22 protein-coding genes and 1 other annotated feature are annotated in these 20,093 nt (G+C 57.6%); of the genes, 2 read left to right on the top strand and 20 right to left on the bottom strand.

The features are described from left to right. The gene (dsdA, locus tag K8W53_RS00170) at positions 1 to 1,323 is read left to right on the top strand and encodes a D-serine ammonia-lyase (RefSeq protein WP_023220712.1); all 1,323 of its coding nucleotides are present in this window, start codon (positions 1 to 3) and stop codon (positions 1,321 to 1,323) included. 81 nt (positions 1,324 to 1,404) lie between these two features. On the opposite strand, the gene K8W53_RS00165 is transcribed toward dsdA, so the two are convergent. From K8W53_RS00165 to ibpA, 7 genes are all read right to left on the bottom strand, one after another. Continuing rightward, complete coding sequence (locus tag K8W53_RS00165) at positions 1,405 to 1,935, bottom strand: radical SAM protein (protein WP_000147833.1); 531 nt, start codon at positions 1,933 to 1,935, stop codon at positions 1,405 to 1,407. Further along, a complete protein-coding gene (locus K8W53_RS00160) occupies positions 1,932 to 2,294 on the bottom strand; it encodes a DUF202 domain-containing protein (RefSeq protein WP_001113452.1) in 363 nt (120 codons plus the stop codon). The genes K8W53_RS00165 and K8W53_RS00160 overlap by 4 nt, the downstream gene beginning before the upstream one ends. Further along, entirely contained in the window at positions 2,284 to 2,631 is a 348-nt protein-coding gene (locus tag K8W53_RS00155) for a YidH family protein (protein WP_000703964.1), read from the bottom strand. The genes K8W53_RS00160 and K8W53_RS00155 overlap by 11 nt, the downstream gene beginning before the upstream one ends. 119 nt (positions 2,632 to 2,750) lie before the next feature. Beyond that, the gene (locus K8W53_RS00150) at positions 2,751 to 3,089 is read right to left on the bottom strand and encodes a hypothetical protein (protein WP_052939255.1); all 339 of its coding nucleotides are present in this window, start codon (positions 3,087 to 3,089) and stop codon (positions 2,751 to 2,753) included. Beyond that, complete coding sequence (locus K8W53_RS00145; protein WP_001279781.1) at positions 3,074 to 4,735, bottom strand: putative transporter; 1,662 nt, start codon at positions 4,733 to 4,735, stop codon at positions 3,074 to 3,076. The genes K8W53_RS00150 and K8W53_RS00145 overlap by 16 nt, the downstream gene beginning before the upstream one ends. A gap of 188 nt (positions 4,736 to 4,923) precedes the next feature. Further along, positions 4,924 to 5,352: a small heat shock chaperone IbpB gene (gene ibpB / locus K8W53_RS00140; RefSeq protein WP_001246919.1), complete on the bottom strand. Its 429-nt coding sequence runs from the start codon at positions 5,350 to 5,352 to the stop codon at positions 4,924 to 4,926. Between the two features lie 109 nt (positions 5,353 to 5,461). Continuing rightward, on the bottom strand, positions 5,462 to 5,875 hold the full coding sequence (gene ibpA, locus K8W53_RS00135) for a small heat shock chaperone IbpA (RefSeq protein ID WP_001532742.1): 414 nt from the start codon (positions 5,873 to 5,875) through the stop codon (positions 5,462 to 5,464). Then, positions 5,869 to 5,942, bottom strand: a sequence feature (ROSE (Repression Of Heat Shock gene Expression) occurs in the 5'-region of heat shock genes and acts as an RNA thermometer to modulate expression.). (Overlaps the previous gene by 7 nt.) A gap of 242 nt (positions 5,943 to 6,184) precedes the next feature. Between ibpA and K8W53_RS00130 the strand changes: the two genes are divergently transcribed. Next, entirely contained in the window at positions 6,185 to 6,517 is a 333-nt protein-coding gene (locus K8W53_RS00130) for a YceK/YidQ family lipoprotein (RefSeq protein ID WP_001581211.1), read from the top strand. A 1-nt stretch (position 6,518) separates the two neighbouring features. On the opposite strand, the gene K8W53_RS00125 is transcribed toward K8W53_RS00130, so the two are convergent. The 13 genes from K8W53_RS00125 to torC all read right to left on the bottom strand — a co-directional run bounded on the left by K8W53_RS00125 (position 6,519) and on the right by torC (position 20,005). Further along, complete coding sequence (locus K8W53_RS00125) at positions 6,519 to 7,745, bottom strand: DUF3748 domain-containing protein (protein WP_023224398.1); 1,227 nt, start codon at positions 7,743 to 7,745, stop codon at positions 6,519 to 6,521. Positions 7,746 to 7,866: 121 nt separating this feature from the next. Next, positions 7,867 to 8,910: a cytochrome c-type biogenesis protein CcmH gene (locus tag K8W53_RS00120; RefSeq protein WP_020838449.1), complete on the bottom strand. Its 1,044-nt coding sequence runs from the start codon at positions 8,908 to 8,910 to the stop codon at positions 7,867 to 7,869. Continuing rightward, positions 8,907 to 9,464 (bottom strand): thiol:disulfide interchange protein DsbE, encoded by a 558-nt coding sequence (dsbE, locus tag K8W53_RS00115; RefSeq protein WP_001533716.1) that lies wholly within the window; start codon positions 9,462 to 9,464, stop codon positions 8,907 to 8,909. Before dsbE ends, K8W53_RS00120 begins: the two co-directional genes overlap by 4 nt. Continuing rightward, positions 9,461 to 11,392: a heme lyase CcmF/NrfE family subunit gene (locus tag K8W53_RS00110; RefSeq protein ID WP_000982525.1), complete on the bottom strand. Its 1,932-nt coding sequence runs from the start codon at positions 11,390 to 11,392 to the stop codon at positions 9,461 to 9,463. Before K8W53_RS00110 ends, dsbE begins: the two co-directional genes overlap by 4 nt. Beyond that, complete coding sequence (ccmE, locus tag K8W53_RS00105; protein WP_001053618.1) at positions 11,389 to 11,868, bottom strand: cytochrome c maturation protein CcmE; 480 nt, start codon at positions 11,866 to 11,868, stop codon at positions 11,389 to 11,391. The genes K8W53_RS00110 and ccmE overlap by 4 nt, the downstream gene beginning before the upstream one ends. Next, positions 11,865 to 12,077: a heme exporter protein CcmD gene (gene ccmD / locus K8W53_RS00100; protein WP_000074110.1), complete on the bottom strand. Its 213-nt coding sequence runs from the start codon at positions 12,075 to 12,077 to the stop codon at positions 11,865 to 11,867. The genes ccmE and ccmD overlap by 4 nt, the downstream gene beginning before the upstream one ends. Next, positions 12,074 to 12,811 carry a heme ABC transporter permease gene (locus K8W53_RS00095; protein ID WP_058654957.1) on the bottom strand — a complete coding sequence of 246 codons (738 nt, stop codon included), beginning with the start codon at positions 12,809 to 12,811 and terminating at the stop codon, positions 12,074 to 12,076. Before K8W53_RS00095 ends, ccmD begins: the two co-directional genes overlap by 4 nt. 51 nt (positions 12,812 to 12,862) lie before the next feature. Then, on the bottom strand, positions 12,863 to 13,522 hold the full coding sequence (gene ccmB, locus K8W53_RS00090) for a heme exporter protein CcmB (protein WP_000990028.1): 660 nt from the start codon (positions 13,520 to 13,522) through the stop codon (positions 12,863 to 12,865). Next, a complete protein-coding gene (locus K8W53_RS00085) occupies positions 13,519 to 14,058 on the bottom strand; it encodes a heme ABC exporter ATP-binding protein CcmA (protein WP_208207309.1) in 540 nt (179 codons plus the stop codon). Before K8W53_RS00085 ends, ccmB begins: the two co-directional genes overlap by 4 nt. 5 nt (positions 14,059 to 14,063) lie before the next feature. After that, positions 14,064 to 15,464 (bottom strand): cytochrome-c peroxidase, encoded by a 1,401-nt coding sequence (locus K8W53_RS00080; RefSeq protein WP_023224013.1) that lies wholly within the window; start codon positions 15,462 to 15,464, stop codon positions 14,064 to 14,066. 189 nt (positions 15,465 to 15,653) lie between these two features. Then, positions 15,654 to 16,286: a molecular chaperone TorD gene (gene torD / locus K8W53_RS00075; protein ID WP_023203248.1), complete on the bottom strand. Its 633-nt coding sequence runs from the start codon at positions 16,284 to 16,286 to the stop codon at positions 15,654 to 15,656. Beyond that, the gene (gene torA, locus K8W53_RS00070) at positions 16,279 to 18,831 is read right to left on the bottom strand and encodes a trimethylamine-N-oxide reductase TorA (protein WP_020437375.1); all 2,553 of its coding nucleotides are present in this window, start codon (positions 18,829 to 18,831) and stop codon (positions 16,279 to 16,281) included. The genes torD and torA overlap by 8 nt, the downstream gene beginning before the upstream one ends. Further along, a complete protein-coding gene (gene torC, locus K8W53_RS00065) occupies positions 18,821 to 20,005 on the bottom strand; it encodes a pentaheme c-type cytochrome TorC (RefSeq protein ID WP_001230255.1) in 1,185 nt (394 codons plus the stop codon). The genes torA and torC overlap by 11 nt, the downstream gene beginning before the upstream one ends. Between the last annotated feature and the right edge of the window lie 88 nt (positions 20,006 to 20,093).

Genomic DNA, 20,093 nt, shown 5'->3' with positions numbered 1-20,093 from the left:
ATGGAAAACATACAAAAGCTCATCGCCCGGTATCCTTTGGTCGAGGATCTGGTCGCCCTCAAAGAAACCACCTGGTTTAACCCGGGCGCCACCTCTCTTGCACAAGGTCTACCGTATGTCGGCCTGACGGAGCAGGACGTAAACGCCGCCCATGACCGTCTGGCGCGCTTTGCGCCGTATCTGGCGAAAGCGTTTCCGCAAACCGCTGCCGCTGGCGGCATGATCGAATCTGACGTGGTCGCTATTCCGGCCATGCAAAAACGGCTGGAAAAAGAGTATGGGCAAACGATTGACGGTGAAATGCTGTTAAAAAAAGACAGTCACCTGGCAATCTCTGGTTCCATTAAAGCGCGCGGCGGCATCTACGAGGTGCTAACGCACGCGGAAAAACTGGCGCTGGAGGCGGGTCTGTTAACCACCGACGATGACTATAGCGTGTTGCTTTCGCCGGAATTTAAACAATTCTTCAGCCAGTACAGTATCGCCGTCGGTTCAACCGGCAATCTGGGGCTATCGATCGGTATCATGAGCGCCTGCATCGGTTTTAAAGTGACGGTACATATGTCTGCCGACGCCCGCGCCTGGAAAAAGGCGAAGCTACGTAGCCACGGCGTGACGGTCGTGGAATACGAAGATGATTACGGCGTGGCGGTTGAGCAGGGTCGTAAAGCAGCGCAATCCGATCCAAACTGTTTCTTTATCGATGATGAAAACTCTCGCACGCTATTTCTGGGCTATGCGGTAGCGGGTCAGCGTCTGAAAGCGCAATTCGCGCAGCAGGGACGCGTCGTTGACGCCAGCCACCCACTGTTTGTTTATCTGCCGTGCGGCGTTGGCGGCGGCCCTGGCGGCGTCGCCTTTGGCCTGAAACTGGCGTTTGGCGACAACGTCCACTGTTTCTTTGCCGAACCGACCCATTCACCCTGCATGTTACTCGGCGTTTATACCGGTCTGCACGATGCCATCTCAGTACAAGATATCGGTATTGATAACCTGACGGCGGCTGACGGCCTGGCGGTAGGTCGCGCTTCGGGCTTTGTTGGGCGGGCAATGGAGCGTCTGCTTGACGGCCTCTATACCTTAGACGATCAAACAATGTACGACATGCTGGGCTGGCTGGCGCAGGAGGAAGGAATTCGACTGGAGCCATCAGCTCTGGCGGGGATGGCCGGGCCACAGCGCATTTGCGCCGCCACCGAGTATCAGCAAAGGCATGGATTCAATCAGACGCAGCTCGGCAACGCGACGCATCTGGTATGGGCAACCGGGGGCGGCATGGTGCCGGAGGATGAAATGGAACAATACCTGGCAAAAGGACGCTAATACTCGCTCAGTGCCGGAAAGACGGCAGCGCCATCCGGCACGCCATCGCCTGATGGCGCTACGCTTATCAGGCCTGTGACGTTAACGCAGCATCGCCATCAACTCCTCAGGCGAGCGATGCTGTTTCAGTAAATCCCGCATCACCCGCATATGCGGCGAGGAGTAGTTAAAAAAGGTCTGGTAGCCCTCGCAAAGCTGATTTTTCCCCTGGCTATCCCGATGCTCAGGGCATCCGCCGCCGCAAAATCGTAATAAAGAACACTTCTGACATTCAGCGCTTAGCGGCGCCTTGTCCGGCGTTTTAGCACCATTCCTGCCGCCGCACCACTGCTGTAGCGTCTCATCAAAAAGGCGGACCGAGATACGCTGAATATCTTCACGTACCCAGATATCAAATACGCTATTTAAAAACCGCCCCCAGTCTGCTGAACACAATGAATCCTCGGTCAACATTCCGTTCCGGTCATGTTCCAACAATGGGATAAAATGGACATTGCGAATGCCGAGCCGTTGTAAGTTACGGTACAGTTGCTGAGGGCGCTGGCTATTCTGGCGATTTACGACGACCTGAATCTGGTCATCACTCACGACAATGTCCTGACGTCCTGTCATATAAAATTCCCGATAAATGCAATAAGTTGGCGAATATGGGTAACAGCAAACAGGATTGCGAGCGACAACACCGCGAGGGAGATCAAAAATTTGTCACGCATGACATGAGTTTCGGAAAAATCGCTATGCGCGACATCCATCAAATTACGACTCAGGGTATAACGCCAAAGAATCACCGCCACTATCGCCAGAACGCTGATTGACACCCAGAACAAGAACCCCGCCTGATGCCAGTGGTGCCTGACGGCTAACGCCATTAACGCCCCGTATCCCAGCAGCGTGCGAAACCAGGCCAGCGACGTACGCTCCGGTTGCAGTCCCGGATCGTTCTGCCGACGGGCTTTACGACTATCCGGCATACAGTACCAGCCCCATCACTATCACCGCGACAATCATCAAAATAACGCTGATGATCAACAGGCTATGGGTATAGGGCAAATCCTCTTTCAGACGCATCGCTTTTTCATTACGTAACCAGCGTAGATAGCCATAAATCGCCAGGCCGCCCGCAAACAGACACAACAGTAGCGCCAGCAGTTCACGGATCACCGGCGTGGCAAAATCCGGGGCGAGCTGATCAAGACCGACGCCTGCCGCCAGAAATCCCAGCGAGGTGCGAATCCACGCCAGAAAGGTACGCTCATTTGCCAGCGAGAAGCGATAATCCGGCGCTTCTCCGAGGCGGGAAATCTTCATGACGACTCCTTTTACGTTCTTATGTATTCCCGTTCGTTTTCAGAATACCACTCACGTTGTTGCTGATATGCTTCACATTATCCCGCAGCAAGGGAATCTTATTGCAAAATAACTGTAGTTCACTGGTGATGCGTTTCGGCGCAACCGCGCTCATTCCCGCTATTTTTCATTTCAGTTACGACCTTTTTCAACGCCACCGCCAGGAAAGGCATTATTGCCGAATTAAAAGCTGAAAAACCACCCGTCGCGACGAAAAAAAAGGCGAAGAAGATTGATAACCAACTGAAAAAATTGGAATTATGCTCGTTGCCATTACGCTGATTAGCGCGTTCATTGAGGAAGGAGATAAGAAGAAGAGCAGAGGTGTGACCGGTGCGGCGCGCGTTATCCAGCCTGGATTTAACACAGTGCATAGGCCGGATAAGCAACGCGCCATCAGGCGCTAACCCATTCCCCAAAAAATCACCGCCAGCAGTTGTGGCGTGATAATACGCAGGAACATCACTAACGGATAGACGGTCGCGTAAGAGAGCGCCGCCGCGCCGCTGGTGGCATGAAGATTGTTGGCAAATGCCAGCGCTGGCGGATCGGTCATCGAACCGGCCAGCATCCCGCATAGCGTCAGATAGTTCATTTTGGCAAAAATCCGCGCCAGCAAACCGACGGTAATCAGCGGAATAGCGGTGATGAAAATACCATAGCCAATCCAGCTTAATCCTTCGCCCTGCGTCAGCGTATCGACAAAATCGCCGCCGGATTTCAGCCCAACGACCGCCAGAAACAAAACGATGCCTAACTCACGCAGCGCGAGGTTGGCGCTCGGCGGCATAAACCAGTACAGCTTACCGATGCTGCCGATACGCCCCAAAATTAGCGCCATGATCAGCGGCCCGCCGGCCAGCCCCAGTTTTAACGCGACCGGGAATCCCGGCACAAACAACGGGATTGACCCAAGCAGAACCCCTAATCCGATGCCGATAAACACCGGCAGCATCTGCACCTGCTGGAGTTTTTGCTGCGCGTTGCCGACCACATTGGCTACCGCATCAATCGAGGCAGGACGCCCCACCAGATTGAGAATGTCGCCAAACTGCAGGCTAGCGTCACTACTGGCGACCAGCTCAACGCCCGCGCGGTTAAGGCGGGAGATAACCACGTCATAACGCTCTTTAAAGTGCAAATCGCGGATACGTTTGCCGAGCACTTTTTCGTTGGTGACGACCACACGCTCGACGCGTAAATCCGTGCCGCGCGTCGACAACGAGGTGTCCACTTCCTTGCCGATCACCAGTTGCGCGTTATGCAGGTCGGTAGATTGGCCGACGAGGTGCAGCAGGTCGCCTGCCTGGATAATCGTCCCCGGCGACGGCACCATCAGCGTGTCGTCGCGTTTCAGGCGTGAGCAAATGATTTTATCGCTGTTCAGGATCGGCACATCCTGAATAGCCATATTATTGAGGTTCGGATTCTCGACACGGATATTCATTGTTTGAATTAATGAATGACCGTTAGCGAGAGAGGATTCGTGCTTCTGCGCTTCCGCCTCGACGTTAACGCGAAAAATCAGCCGCATCAGCCACATGGTGAGCAAAATACCGCAGATGCCAAACGGATACGCCATCGCATAGCTCATCCCCATCTGATCCACCAGATCCACTGGCGTTCCCAGATCGCGCAGGATTTGCTGACCCGCCCCTAACGCAGGCGTATTGGTGACTGCGCCGGAGAAAATCCCCAGCACCACCGGCAGCGGAATAGCGAAAATTTTATGCAGAATCGCGGTGACCAACCCGCCCATAATCACAATCAGAATGGCAAACAGATTGAGGCGCAGCCCGGAAACGCGCAGCGAAGCGAAAAACCCCGGCCCCACCTGTATGCCGATGGTATAAACAAAAAGGATCAGGCCGAATTCCTGGATAAAGTGCAGCATATCGCCGCTCAGCGTCACCCCAGCCTGATCGACGAAGTGGCCGACGATAATACCGCCGAACAGAACGCCGCCAATACCAAAGCCGACACCGCGCACTTTAATGTTGCCGATCCATAAACCGACAACCGCCACCAACGCCAGAACGCTGACCGTCAATGCGATATCACTCATCTTTTCTTCCCTGTGAGTAACATTTCAATTTATAGGGATTATGACTGAACCGTTAAGGCATATATACAGCATGGCGCACATTCTCATGTTACAAAACCGCCCAGACGTCCTGACTTCGGCAGCGTCTTACCCTTTTTCGTGGCACAAAAAAGCCCCGCCATCTCTGGCGGGGCAAGGCAAGGAGCTCATTAGCTATTTAATGCGGAGCGTTCGTTAATGGCGATACGCTGCGGCGCAATGGTTTCCGGCTCGTTGCGGGTTAAATCAATATGCAGCAGGCCGTTGGTAAACGTCGCGCCGGAAACTTCCATATTCTCAGCCAGCGTAAAGCTCAGGCTAAAAGGCTGCATGACCAGGCCCTGATGTAACCATTTGGGCTCGTTTTCCGGCTGTTCCGGCGTACCTTTCACCGTCAGGCGCGTGCCTTCCAGTTGAATATCCAGATCTTCCTGACGGAAACCGGCTAACGCTAAGGTGATGCGATAATGGTTATCGTCGCTTTTTTCGATGTTATAGGGCGGGAAGCTCTGGCTTTCGCCGCTGTTTTGCAGCGCATTGGCCAGCTTGTCAAAACCGATCCATTGACGCAGCAGTGGGGATAAATCGTAGTTACGCATAATCATTTCTCCTTCTAAGAAGCGAGTTTTTACCTTCACACTTTACGTGCGAATATGCTCCCTGACGGCGAGCATGGGATGACAGGCCGCGCAACGCGACCCGACGGAATCAGTTAATTTCGATACGGCGCGGTTTGTTCGCTTCCGGAATCACGCGCTCCAGTTCGATATACAGCAGCCCGTTGACCAGGTTTGCGCCGCGAACGTGAATGTTCTCCGCTAACTGGAACTTACGTTCAAAGTTACGCTCGGCAATGCCCTGATACAGGTAAGTACGTTCTTTCTGCTCGTCCGCATGAGCGCCTTTTACCACCAGTAAATTATCCTGGGCGGTAATCTCCAGTTCGCTTTCCGCGAAACCGGCAACGGCAATGGCGATGCGGTAGTGGTTTTCGTCTACCAGCTCAACGTTGTACGGAGGGTAGCCGCCATTACTTTGGCTTTGGTTATTTTCAAGCAGGTTAAACAGACGGTCAAAACCAATGGCAGAACGGTACAGCGGGGATAAATCAAAGTTACGCATAATCATAAACTCCTGAAATCAGCGAGAATGTCAGACCTTCCATCATGGACAGGCCAGGATTGCCAGGACACCCATCAGGCGTGCCCTTCTATTCACTACATCTTATAAATGGGTCTGAATACGTACTTTTCAAGTATTTTAATCCGACTTTTTTTTGCAGTTTATTGGCTATTGCATAGACTGGTTGGGACAGCACTGATTGTTAAAGTGCGATTACCGCCACAGTGCCACGTACTGGTGATGTTATTTTTAGCAACGGATCGCTATAACTCATCATGCAAATAACGACAACCAACAGATGAATGAGTGATGATAAAAAACGTGTGGTTAACGCTGATAATATGGAATGGGATGCTTTTATTAAGCGGTTGTTCAAGCGTCATGTCGCACACCGGCGGTAAAGAAGGCACTTATCCTGGCACGCGCGCCAGCGCTACGATGATCGGTAACGATGAGACAAACTGGGGCACCAAATCGTTGGCTATCCTGGATATGCCGTTTACCGCCGTGATGGATACGATCCTTCTGCCGTGGGACATCTTCCGCAAAGACAGTTCGGTAAGATCGCGCGTCGAGAAAAGCGAGGAGGAGACGAAAATGACCAATGCCGTCATCCCCCCGGCGAAGATGCCTCCTCCCTGATTTATCGCCCGGTTTCCGTCACCCATAGCTGACGGAACCCTTTCACCTCTTCCATCCATGCGACGTGTCGCCCATCCGGTGAAAAAACGACGGCGTCCGCCGACGGCGGGTTGTCGTGCCTGGCGGTTAAGAAGTCGATCCTCCCACTTTGTGCGTCGCAGCAGGCAATCCGGTTTTCCAGCACCAGTCCCAGCCATTTACCCGACGGATGCCAGTTAAACGCTGACTGTACGCCGGTCGCATGATGCGTTAACTGCCGGGGCTCGCCTCCCTGCGGCGATATCAGCCACAGTTGCGCTACGCCGTTATCGTCCCGCATCAAAAAGGCGATCGCCGTCGCCTGCGGATTACTGCGGACCCAGTGGCGTGGTTCGTTAGTGAGTCCAGGATAAACACGCTGGTGAGTAAAGGTAAGACGCCGCTGAACTACGCCCAACGGCGGCGATGGCATCGTTGATTCGGTTCCCGTCAGCGGCGTGTCGCCTGCCTGTTTCCAGCCGTTTTCATGACACGGTAAATCGACAATAAACAGCTCCGGGACTTTTTGGCCCGTCAGCGACAGCGTATCGCCAATAAAGGCGATCTGGCGGTTGCCCACCCAGCCCTCTTCATAGGCGCGGTTAATGTCATCGCTGCCAGGTCTCGGCGCCGACGTCGTGCGGCTAACCAGTACGCACCAGTAGCTACCGCTGTATTCGCGCGGATGCTGAACCGGCACCGTTACCGGCCCATACGGCACGGCCACGCCGACATTACGCAGATCCAGCGCCGGATCTCGCTCATGCAGAACGTGGTCATTATAGGTAAAACTCACCAGCTCGCCGTTCGGGCTAAACACATGGACGTGGCTGCCGCCGCGCAGCGCGCCGGGAGTATACGGCGCAGTAATATCCATCGCATCGAGGTTAGTCACGCCCCCCGGCGTTGCAATAACGCCCCGGCGGTGGTGGAAATCGTAATGCCACGTCTCATCAGGGTTTTCAGGGCCATGAATAAACACATAGTGATTGTCGGCAGGATGCACCGTCACCACACCGACATGCGCGCCCTGCACAGCGCGATAAATCACCTCCACGTCGCCGGTATGCACATTGACACGCTCAATAGTCTTGCCCGTAAATGACGCGCCTGAAGGCCGCACATCAAAGACCAGCCACTGGCTGTCAGGTGTCCAGGTATTGGTGTTGGTAAGCTGGTGATGGCGCGGCGTAAAGGTGATTTGTTTCATAGGATGTCCTGATAAGAGACGATGCTCGTCATCATACTTCACACGGGCTTCACTTTCAGGCTTTAGCGTATCATTGGGATAACCAGGCCCGATGGCGCCTCGCCACCGGGCCGTCAGGGTCTTATTTCTCCTGCGCCAGCCGGATACTGCGCTCTATCACCGCCCGCCGGGCGTCACCCGCCGGCAGCAGTTTCAGCATCATCTCCCAGGCCGCCACCGCCTCGCCAAAGCGCTGCTGCTCAAAGGCGCTGAACGCATACAGGCTTAACACCCGGATATCCGTGTGGTCGCGGCTCACCAGCTGACGCAGCAGCTCCCCGCCGCGGCGGTTATCCTCCGGGTCGGACGAGCGCGTCAGCGCCTCCGCGTAACCCAGCGCCGCATCGCGGTTTTTCGGGTCCAGACGGTAAGCGTTCGCATACGCCCCGGTGGCGGTACCGGCATTACCCAGTACCATACCGGTGCGCCCCAGCATGAGCCAGCCCTCAACATTGCCGGCATCATTCTGCAGGCGGGTGCGCAGCCCCAGCGCCAGCCGCGCCATCTCCTCCTCATTCAGCGGCTGCGCCTGCGGGTCCAGCGCCCGCGCCAGCAGTCCCGGCGTCTGCGCCGTTGCCTGCTGCCAGGCCCTCACCTGCGGATAGCTGCCGGTCAGGGCGTAGCTGCCGGCGCCGACCGCCAGCGCAATGACGGCCCCCGGCACGTAAACGCCCCACCCGGCGCGCGCGCCGCAAACCGGGGTGTCCGCCGGCAGCGGCTCCCGGCGCAGGCGTACCCGCCGGCGCGTGCGGGCGACGATTATCCACCCGCCCGCCACGATGGCGGCCAGCGGCAGCACCCACAGCAGCACCGTCAGCGGGGTCAGCGGCGGGTCGTAGGTGACAAAGTTGCCGTAGCGCGCCACCATGTAATCGATGATTTCCTGGCGGCTCTTCCCCTCCTGCATCAGGTCATACACCCTGCGGCGCATGTCGGTGGCTATCATCGCGTTCGAGTCCGCAATGCTGTTGTTCTGGCATTTCGGGCAGCGCAGCTGCTCCGTGAGCTGGCGGAACTGCTGCTCCTGCGCTTCATCTTTAAACGGCATCACGTCGGTGGTCGCCCGCGCTGACCCGGCGATAACCAGCGCCAGCATCAGCATCACCATGCCCGGTAACAGTCTCATTGCGCCGCCTCCCGGCTGTATCTGTCCCACAGCGGTTTCAGTTCACTTTCCCATACCCGGGCATTCAAATCGCCCGCATGGCGGTAGCGGATAATCCCCCTGCCGTCGATGAGGAAGGTTTCCGGCGCGCCGTACACGCCCAGGTCCAGCCCCAGCATCCCGTCGCTGTCCGATAAACTCAGCGCATACGGGTTGCCCAGTTCCTTTAACCAGGCCACCGCCTTCGCCCGGTCGTCCTTATAGTTCAGCCCGACCACCCGGATACCCTGCGCAGAAAGCCGGTTCAGGTACTGATGCTCGGCGCGGCAGGTCGGGCACCAGGTGGCCCAGACGTTAAGCAGCACCGGTTTCCCCTGCGTCAGCACCTCCGCCTGGTAGTACTGACCCGGTGTCTCCAGTGATTCCAGGCGGAACGCCGGCACCGGCTTTCCGGTCAGCGCCGATTCGAGATTCGTCGGGTCATCCCCCTGCGCGTTGCGCGCCAGCTGCCACAGCAGCGCCGCGGCAATCAGCAGAAAAATCAGCAGCGGTAATAACAGTACGTTGCGTTTCATCCGGCCTCCGGCAATGGTTTACGGCGGCGGTAGCGCGGGTCCGCCAGGCACAGCAGCCCGCCCAGCGCCATCAGCAGTCCCCCGGCCCATATCCAGCGGACAAACGGTTTGTAGTACAGGCGCACGGCCCACGCGCCGTTGTCCAGCTCCTCCCCGAGCGCGGCGTACAGGTCGCGGGTCAGCCCGCCGTCAATCGCCGCCTCGGTCATCACCATCCGGCTGGTGTTGTAGAGCCGTTTCTCCGCGTGCAGCACCGCCTCCGGCTCGCCGTGGCGCGTCACCCCGATGAGGGCCACCCCGCCGCGGTAGTTGGGGCCGGTGATGTCCCGCACCTCCCGGAAGGTGAAGCGGTAGTCGTGAATGGTCACGCTGTCGCCCGCCCGCATCCGCACGTCACGCTCCACGCTGTAATTCTGGCTGAAGGCGATGCCGGTAATCGTCACCGCCAGCCCGAGGTGCGCCGCCACCATTCCCCAGTAGCTGAGAGAGGTTTTCGTGCCGCGGGACACGCGCTGTACGGCTTCGGCCACCGCCAGCACCGCAATCCAGCAGGCCATCGCCATCCCCACCGCCGTCATGGCGATGATTTTATCTTCCAGCAGCCATGGCAAAAGTACCGACAGCACCAGGGTGGAGACCAGGGCGGTGAGCAGCAGTTTCCTGATGTTACGCGGCCGGTCCCGGCCCCAGCGCACCAGTGGCCCCACCCCCAGCAGCAGGGCAAAGGGGACCATCAGCCAGGTGAACATGGTGTTAAAGAACGGCTCCCCCACCGAAATGCTGCCCAGCCCCAGCTGTTTGTGCACCAGCGGCAGCAGGGTGCCCAGCAGCACCACCAGCATGGCGGCCATCAGCAGGACGTTGTTGCCGAGCAGCAGCGACTCGCGCGACCACAGCGCGTTGTTCACCCGCGAACGCACCCTGTGCCCGCGCACCGCGAACAGCAGCAGCGAGCCGCCGGTGACCAGCACCATAAAGGCGAGAATAAACATTCCGCGCGCCGGGTCGGAGGCGAAGGCGTGCACCGACACCAGCACCCCGGAGCGCACCAGGAAGGTGCCCAGCAGGCACAGCGAGAAGGCGCAGATGGACAGCAGCAGCGTCCACGCCTTGAAGCCGGCGCGCTGTTCCGTGACCGCCAGCGAGTGCAGCAGGGCGGTGCCCGCCAGCCACGGCATAAAGGAGGCGTTCTCCACCGGGTCCCAGAACCACCAGCCGCCCCAGCCCAGCTCGTAGTAGGCCCACGCCGAGCCGAGCACGATGCCCAGCGTCAGGAACACCCACGCCGCCAGCGTCCACGGACGGGCAAAACGGGTGAACGCGCTGTCCAGACGCCCGCTCAGCAGCGCGGCGATGGCGAAGGCGAAGGCCACCGAGAAGCCGACATAGCCCATGTACAGCAGCGGCGGGTGGAAAATCAGCCCCGGGTCCTGCAGCAGCGGGTTCAGGTCGCGCCCCTCCACCGGAAAGGCCGGCAGCGTGCGGGCGAACGGGCCGGAGGTGAACAGGATGAACGCCAGAAAACCGGCGCAGACCATCCCCATCACCGCCAGCACCCGGGCGACGATATCCGCCGGCACCCGCCGGCTGAACACCGCCACCGCCAGGGTCCAGCCGCTCATCAGCAGCACCCACAGCAGCAGCGAGCCCTCGTGCGCCCCCCAGGTGGCGGCCACCCGGTACCACACCGGCAGCTGCGTGTTCGAGTTGCCGGCGACATAGGCCACGGTGAAGTCGTTAACCACAAAGGCGTGCACCAGCACGAAAAACGCGCCCGCCACGCAGATGAACAGCAGCCAGGCGAACACCCCGGCCGACGCCATCATCCGCGCGTCGCCGCGCGCCACGCCCCACAGCGGGTAAACGGACAGCAGCAGCGCCACGCCGAGCGCCAGGCACAGCAGTGCGTGGCCGTATTCAGGCATCATGATGAGGTGTCCTTATCAGCGCGTTGCGGGCGGCGGTGGTTTTCCTGCATCGCCTTTTCCACTTCCGGCGGGGTGTAGTTCTCGTCATGCTTGGCCAGCACCTCGTGCGCCAGGACGTGGTTGCCCTTCTCCAGGGTGCCCTGCACCACCACCCCCTGCCCCTCGCGGAACAGGTCCGGCAGTATCCCCTCATAGCTCACCGTCACCGACCCTTCGGCGTCGTAGAGGCTGAAGTTCACCTTCAGCGAGTCCGGGTCGCGCCTGACGCTGCCGGGCATCACCATCCCGCCGACGCGCAGGCGCTGGCCCGCCGCCGGCAGCTGCTGCGTCTCGCGCTTGCCGTAGAGGATTTCGCCGGGGGTATAGAACAGGTCGATATTCGCGCGCAGCGCGTACAGGACCAGGGCGGTGGTCAGCCCCAGGCCCGCCAGCACCGCGCAGACCACCCATAGCCGGTTTTTACGTCGCAGGTTCACGCCGCCTCCTGTTGCGCCTGTGCGGCGCGCATCCGCGCCTCGCGCGCCCGCTGCTGCGCCACGCCGCGCAGAATGGCCCGGCGCTGCAGCACCGTGTGCAGCGCCAGCAGCGCCAGCGGCGCCACGGTCATCGCCACCGCCAGCCAGACAAAAAAGGCGTACCCGCCCATGGCGAAAAAATCGCTCCACGATGAAAATGCCGGACTCACCGGTGCCCCCTTTTCAGTATCAGTTCGCTCACCCACGGGCGGCGTTTTTCCATCAGTAAAATCAGGTTGCGCATCCGCATCAGCGCCAGCGTCATAAAGAGCAGCAGGTAGCCGGCGATGGCCCAGCGCAGCGGCGAGCGCATCGCCGGGTCGATACTCTGCTGCATCCGCGTCGAGCCCTGGTGCAGGGTGCTCCACCACTCGACGGAATAGTGGATAACCGGCAGGTTCACCACGCCGACCAGCACCAGAATGCCCGCCGCGCGCCCGGCCATTTTACGGTCGTCAAAGGCGTGCCACAGGGCGATGACCCCGGCGTAGAGAAACAGCAGCACCAGCTCCGAGGTCAGGCGCGCGTCCCACACCCACCAGGTGCCCCACATCGGTTTGCCCCACGCCGCGCCGGTGACCAGCGCGATGAAGGTGTACACCGCCCCCACCGGCGCCATCGCCGCGACGGCAAGGCTGGCCATTTTCATCTGCCAGACCAGCCCGGTAAACGCCGCCACCGCCATCGCCGCATAGATACCCATTGACCAGATGGCCGCCGGGACATGCAGGTACATAATGCGGTAGCCCTCCCCCTGCTGGTAGTCCGCCGGGGCGAAACCAAAGCCCCGGACCCAGCCGGTGGCCAGCGCGATGATGCCGGCCGCCGCCAGCCACGGCACGAGCCTGCCGCAAATCTGATACAGCCGGGGCGGCGCCGCCAGCTGATGAAGGGTTTTCCACATCGTTGTCACCTGACCTCCTGAAACCAGTAAAATGTCCGTCGCGCCGGGGCGCTACTGCACGCTGAGGCGCAGCGCCGCCGCGGTGGCGAACGGGCTTAACGTCGCGCTGCCCGCCAGCAGCGCCCCCAGCACCGCCAGATAGCCGTCAGCGGGTAAATGCATCGATGCCGCGTCCATCGCCGCGGCGGCGAAAATCAGCACCGGGACACTCAGCGGCAGCACCAGAATGCCCAGCAGGACGCCGCCGCGCCGCAGCCCGGCCGTCAGCGCGACGCCCGGCGCGGCGAGAAACCCCAGCGCCGGCGTGCCGAGCAGCAGCGTCAGCGCCATGATTTTCCAGCCGTACACGTCCATCCCCAGCAGCAGCGCCACCAGCGGGGAGAGCATAATCAGCGGCAGGCCGGTCACCGCCCAGTGGGCCAGCACCTTCGCCAGCACCACCGCCGGCAGCGGCACCGGCAGCAGCATCAGCTGCTCCAGGCTGCCGTCCTGCAGGTCGTCGCGAAACAGCCGCTCCAGCGCCAGCAGCGAGGCCAGCAGCGCCGCCACCTGGATGATGCCCGGCGCGATACGCGCCAGCAGCTGCGGCTGCGGCCCGACGCTTAACGGAAACAGGGTGATGACCATCAGGAAGAACCACAGCGGGCCGGCGATGTCCGCGCCGTGGCGGAACGCCACGCGCAGCTCGAGACAGAAGACACGCCACATCACAGCCCTGCCCCCCCGCCGGTCAGCGCCAGGCGGCGGACGGTATCCGCGGCCCCCGGCAGCGGCTGGTGGGTGGTGAGAATGACCATCCCGCCCTGCGCCGTGTGCGCCGCCATCCGCCGGGTGAGGCGCGCCACGCCGTTAACGTCAATGGCGGTGAACGGTTCGTCGAGCACCCACAGCGCGGCGCGGGTCAGCCACAGGCGGGCCAGCGCCTCCGGGAGACGCGCGCCGTCGCCGGGGTGGAAGAAGTGCAGGTTCTCCCGCGCCGTCAGGCGGGTTTTTATCCCCGGCTGGTGCCCTATCCACAGCAGGCTGCGATGGAAGCTGTCGCGCACGCGGCGCAGGGGCTCGCCCTGCCAGTACACCTCGCCGCCGTCCGGGCGCGCCAGCCCGGTCAGCAGGCGCAGCAGGGTGGTTTTTCCGGCGCCGTTGCCGCCGGTGACCTGCACCCACTCCCCGGCCTCCATGGTGAACGACAGCCCGCGAAACAGCGTCCTCTCGTCCCGCTCGCAGTACAGATCTCTGGCTTCAAGCATCATTGTCATTGCGCATATTGAGGTTGATATGGCGTATAAACACCGGTCAGGCTTTCCAGGAAGGCGACGATATCGTCAATATCGTTTTGCGGCAGATCGGTGCCAACCTGATAACGCAGCATCAGTTTTACCGCGCCATCCAGCGTCGGTACGTCGCCCCGATGGAAATAAGGCGCCGTTAACGCGACGTTGCGTAAGCCCGGGACTTTTTGCCGTAATTTATCGCGAACCTCTTTGGTGACGTTCATACGACCAATATCCGCTGCGGTAATTTCGCCAAAATTAAAGTCTCGCTTTAATCCCAATGGTTCAAAAGAGCGCCCGCCTAAAATGATACCGCCGTGACAGGTTGCACATTTATTCTCTTTAAATAATTGATAACCGTGTTTCTGTTGCGCGGTCAGCGCATTTTCATCTCCACGTAGCCATTTATCAAAGGCGGAATCCGGCGTTATCAACGTTTTTTCGAATTCGGCGATCGCATCAGTAATATTTTCCCCGGTAAATCCTTGCGGATAAACCGCCTGGAAATCTTTTTTCAGGACAGGATCTTTATCAAGCTTGCTAATAATTTCATCCCAGGATTTAGAAGCCATTTCAATAGGATTTAACGGCGGTCCGCCTGCTTGCTCCTGCAGAGTTGCAGCACGACCATCCCAAAATTGTTCGATATTAAATACGGAGTTGAATACCGTCGGCGCATTTATTGGTCCTACCGCACCGCCAACGCCAATTGAGGTTTTTCTGCCATCGACACCGCCCGCATTTAACGCGTGACAATGCGCACAGGATATTGTGCTGTCGCCGGATAAACGTTCATCATGATAAAGCCGGAAACCCAAGTCGACTTTTTTCGCATCGACGGGAATATTGCGCGGAATAGGCTGAACGGGTTCATTCCGGTGCGCGGGGTCGGTATCGGCGCTGGCATAGTTGTGCTCACGCTGATCGGCTATCCAGTTCAGGATGTCAGTACGCTCTTTATCGCTGACGCCCCCCGCCCAGTGCAGCGCGACATAGCGGGTTGGCGGCATGGTCTGATGTTGCATAACCCATTCAATTTTATTCAGTTCGCTTTGCGGCACCGGCGTATCCGCAATCAGGGCGGCCCGTACCGCCTCCAGGTTAAACGATTTGTAGCCGAGCTGGATATCGTAATCCATTAGCTGCTTTGCCACCGGAAAAGAGGAATAAAAAGGCAATTCAGCGGAAGGCGTATGACAATAATCACATCCTTTCTCCCTGAAATAACCCAGTATTTTATTATTTTCACCCACAACCGAGGCCTGCACATCGCTTTTTTTACTGCGCTGTTTGTCGTAATACCATACATACCCGGACAAACCTAAATAACATAACAGCCCAACGGTGATAACCGTTGTCGCATAGAGGGTAATTTTTTTCATATCACTATCCTTATGGGGTATTGCGGCATGATTAATTAAATTTTATTTTTTTACTCATGAGGCCCGTCAATACTAAATACAAACCCATCATGGATATTGATTGGTATCAATAATTACAATTGGCTAAACCTATAGATATGATAACCCCCGACTATCGTAAGATTTATTCTGCGATGCCCGTCACAGGGTTTATTCAGCCGCAACAATGGATAAATCCTCTTTTCCGTCATCAAAACGAACGATAGCCAACAATAATTGACTTAACGCAGCATAAAAACCATAAGGATCATGCTTAAGGCAATTATTTGTAAATTCCGGAAGCCATTCCAGTAATGACGACAATGTTTTCTGGCGTAATTTATTCATTCTCCGTTGTTGGAACGATTCACCCAATGAAAAATGTAAATGGCTGAGTAATTCCAGATAAATCGCCAGGTGGTCGGTCGGCTCTTTAAAATCGTCGTTGACTTCCATCCCGGCTTCAAGCAATAAATGTTTAATCATGCCGGGTTCCTGCTGCGGGTATTGCGAGGCGTAGGGCAACGCCGATTTTTTATCCGTCATCAGGAACAATCCGCAAAAATCTGCGGCCAGCTCCAGCTGCGCATCCTGGCGCAGGCTAAGCGCGGCAATTTTTTGTTCGAGTAACGCCACCGACGCCGCCAGCGCAGGCTGACGCTTTAACAGCGCCAGCCAGTCCGCGATTTCCGCGGACTGTAATTGCATTAGCCCTTCATCATCCACTTCCCGAAAAAAGAGTAACGCCAGCCATGCATATACGCAGGCGTACTGTTCCTGAGCAAGCGCTGGCTGCTTAATCATGCGGATTCCCCTGCGATGCGGGTACATATTCACACTGCGCGACCATCTCGACCGGACCGTTAAACGCCGTGACGTTATCAATAGGGCCGGTATATTTTTCAATTTCCACCAGCGTCGTATGCGCGCTGGTCGCCTGCGCGAGCTGTGATGTACCGATATCCAGCGTTAATACGTTAGGGTTGCCGTACTTACATAACGCGTTGAGATCGCCGCCTTTATCAGGATCGTACCAGGCGCCTTCATGAATTCGCGCCACGCCCGGCGCATAGCGATCGGAAACTACCGCCCCTGCCAGTACCTGCCCGCGTGCATTGAATACCCGCACGATGTCACCGTTGCGGATCCCGCGCGCGCTGGCATCCTGTGGGTTAATAAAGACCGGCTCCTTGCCGCCAACGGCATATTGCTGACGCAGCGTTTCCGACTCGCACAGTTGGGAATGCAGACGGAAATCAGGGTGGACGGATTGTAAGTGCAACGGCCAGCGCTGCGATCCCGGCCCGCCATGCGAGCGTTCGATTTTTTCGAACCACATGGGATGGCCCTGACAATCGTCGTATTGCATGTCGGCGATCGTTTTGGAGTAAATCTCGATCAAACCGCTTGGCGTGCCCAACGGCTCCAGGTCCGGATCTTCACGGAAAGCCTGATGGCGCACAAACATCTGCGGATGATCAAACTCGATGTACTCCTGTTGATTCCAGAACACCTCGAAAGTCGGTAAGTGGATACCGCGGCCTTTTCCCTGCTGGCTCCCTTCCTGCCAGATGCGTTTCAGCCAGCCCATTTCATCAAGACCTTCCGTGAATGCCGCTTCACGGTTAAAGCGTCGGCAGAGATCGCGGAAAATATCAAAGTCGTTACGCGCTTCAAACTGCGGCGACACCACCTGTTTCATGGCGATAATGCCGCGGTTAGAGTGGTTGCCGAACTGATCGAGGTCGTTACGCTCAAATTGGGTGGTAGCCGGCAAAACGATATCCGCAAAGCGGCAGGTCGACGTCCACTGGTTATCAATGGCGATGACCGTTTCCAGCTTGCGCCAGCCTTCAATTATGCGGTTAATTTGTTGGTGTCGGTGGAACGGGTTGGTCCCGGCGAACACGCACATCTTCAGCGGCGGTAATTTAACCGATTTGCCGTTCCAGTTAATGACCTTGCCCGGTTCAAGAATGGCATCCATAAAACGCGCAATAGGAATGGTGCTGCTGTAGCCTTTGTAATCCGTGCTGTCGTGTACTGGCGGAACGGTCGTCGAACCGGAAAAGCCGCTTAAAATGATCCCTTTACGGCCAGGCGTCCCGGCGCCGTTGTAGTGCCAGCCAAAACCAAAGCCGCCGCCCGGTAAACCAATCTGTCCCAGCATTGCCGCCAGCACGACGACCATCCATGACCACTGTTCGCCATGCTGCATACGTTGTACGCACCAGCCAGCGATGATTTGCGTTCTGTCGCCCGCCATCTGCCGCGCCAACGCGCGGATGGTGTCGGCGTCAATACCGCACAGTTTTTCCGCCCAGGCGGCATCTTTGGGCTGTCCATCTTTTTCGCCCAGCAAATAGGGGAGGAACTGGTCAAAACCGACACAGTAGTTATCGAGGAAATTTTTATCGTACAGTTTCTCGCTGTACAGCGTATGCGCCAGCGCCAGTTGTAACGGGACATCCGTCTGCGGGTTAATGGCGATATGTTTGACCTTATCGCGCCCCAGATAATCGTGCGTGGAGGTGACGACCGGGTCGATGCTGATGACCGAGATAGCGCCGCTGGCAACCTTCTCTTTTAATTGTTCATAATACTGATAGACATCGTGATCCGGGCACCACCAGTTTGCCTGCTGGTTTTTCACCATATCAGAACCCCATAGCACAATCGTTTTACTGTTCTGTAAAACCAGAGGCCATGACGTTTGCTGCTCGTACACTTCCATTGAACCCACCACGCGCGGCAGAATCACCTGCGCCGCGCCGGTCGAATAGTCCCCTCCCGTGCTAACGCTATTGCCATGTAGCGCAATCGCGCGCGCCAGCATCCCGGAGGCGTTATGGAACATGCCGGTAGATTGCCAGCCGCTCGCCGTCAGTAGCGCGCTCGGCCCGTAGGTTTTTTGCACCCGCTCCAGTTCCTGATAGAACAGATCCAGCGCTTCATCCCAGGAAACGCGCACAAAACGATTATCGCCGCGCTGCGAGGTGTCGCTTTGATGACCTTTGCGCATCCAGTCGACGCGCACCATCGGATAGCGAATACGCGCCGCGTTGTGGACGTGATCGGGCAGACCGGCGATCATTTTGGACGGGTATTTATCCTGTTCAAACGGTTTTGCCGCCACAAATCGACCGTCAACCACCGTGGCGCGAATCGCCCCCCAGTGAGAACCGGTAAGGATACCTTCTTTCGTCGCGGCGCCTGGCGCAACGGCATCCGCTGCGCGGGCGCTACGGGGCGTCAGCAGTGACGGCCCCAGCATTCCTGCCACCGTCAAACCGCCAAGCTGCGCCAGAAAACGTCGACGAGAGACGTGTAACGAGTCCTTATTTTTCATTGTTTTCTCCCTTATCGCTGTGCGGCGTGTTGGTGGTATCAGACGCATTCATCTGGAGATATTTCAACAAGGTACGTTCTTCACGCTTATCCAGACTGGTGAAACCGATCATGCCGTTGAGCGTGCCGATCCAGCCGTTAGCGTCAAAGTGCGCTTTGTCCGGCGCGCCGTGACACTGATTACAGGTGCCGTTATAGAGGGAGTCGGCATAGGCCCAAATCGGTTTAATGTCATTTACCATGTCGCCTTTTTGCATCCACGCGGTTGCCTGTAATTTGCTCCACTGAGTATTGGTCGCCGCGACGGTGGTCTCTTCCAGCGTTTTCACATGCTGTTGCACATCGCCGCGAATCGAGGCGACAAAAATACGTTTACCGGGCAACTGCGTCAGCACGCGCTGGCGACCGTCCGTCTCCGTCCAGCCTTCGATTTGCACTTGCAGCCAGTCACCGTCCCGTTTAAGGACTTTCACTTCAGAAGCAGGTAACAGCGAACCTGCCGGTTCTTTATCGCCTTTAGCGGCGTAAATCGGCTTGATATCCAGCGAATAGAGCGTATCGCCGTCATTATGCGTACTGGCGCTGGCGCGCAGTTCATCAAACTGTTTGCGGAAACCGCTGCTCATATCCGGTAGCTGGTGGGCAATCCCTTTATGGCAGTCGATGCAGGACTGATTTTCTTTCGCGGCGATTTTCATTTGCCGCGCCGCTTCCGGGTTCTGTTTCGCGTGATCCATCGCATCGTAGTTATGGCAGGAACGACAGGTCGCGGAGTTATTCTCTTTCATGCGCGCCCATTCACGCTCGGCAAGCTCGGCGCGTTTGGCTTCAAATTTTTCTGGGGTATCAATCGAGTGGGCGATAAATGTCTGGTAAAGATCGTTGCTGGCTTCCAGCTTACGTTTCACCATGCCTGGAATATCAGGGGGGATATGGCAATCGTGGCATTCCGCGCGTACGCCGGAAGCGTTCTGGAAATGTACGGACTGTTTATATTCCTGATACACCGGCTGCATACTATGGCAGCTGACGCAAAACTCTGTCGTACTGGTCAGTTTGATACCGACGTGAGGTAACACGATCAGCGCAACGCCGATCACAATCCCGACAATGACCAGCGCCAGTATCGACCAACGGGCGCTTGGCCTGAGTAGCGCTCTCCAGAGTTTTCGCATAATAGCCCCTGTAATTATATGGTTTAATGCGCAGATCTTATTCCGCAAATATGAACAGCGTCACTGGTCAGGATGAACGGGATACGGC

The sequence above is a fragment of the Salmonella sp. A29-2 genome (assembly GCF_020150755.1).
GTDB classification, from domain to species: Bacteria; Pseudomonadota; Gammaproteobacteria; order Enterobacterales; family Enterobacteriaceae; genus Salmonella; species Salmonella enterica.
The sequence above is the reverse complement of the archived record's forward strand: the minus strand, read 5'-3'. Positions and strand labels throughout refer to the sequence as shown.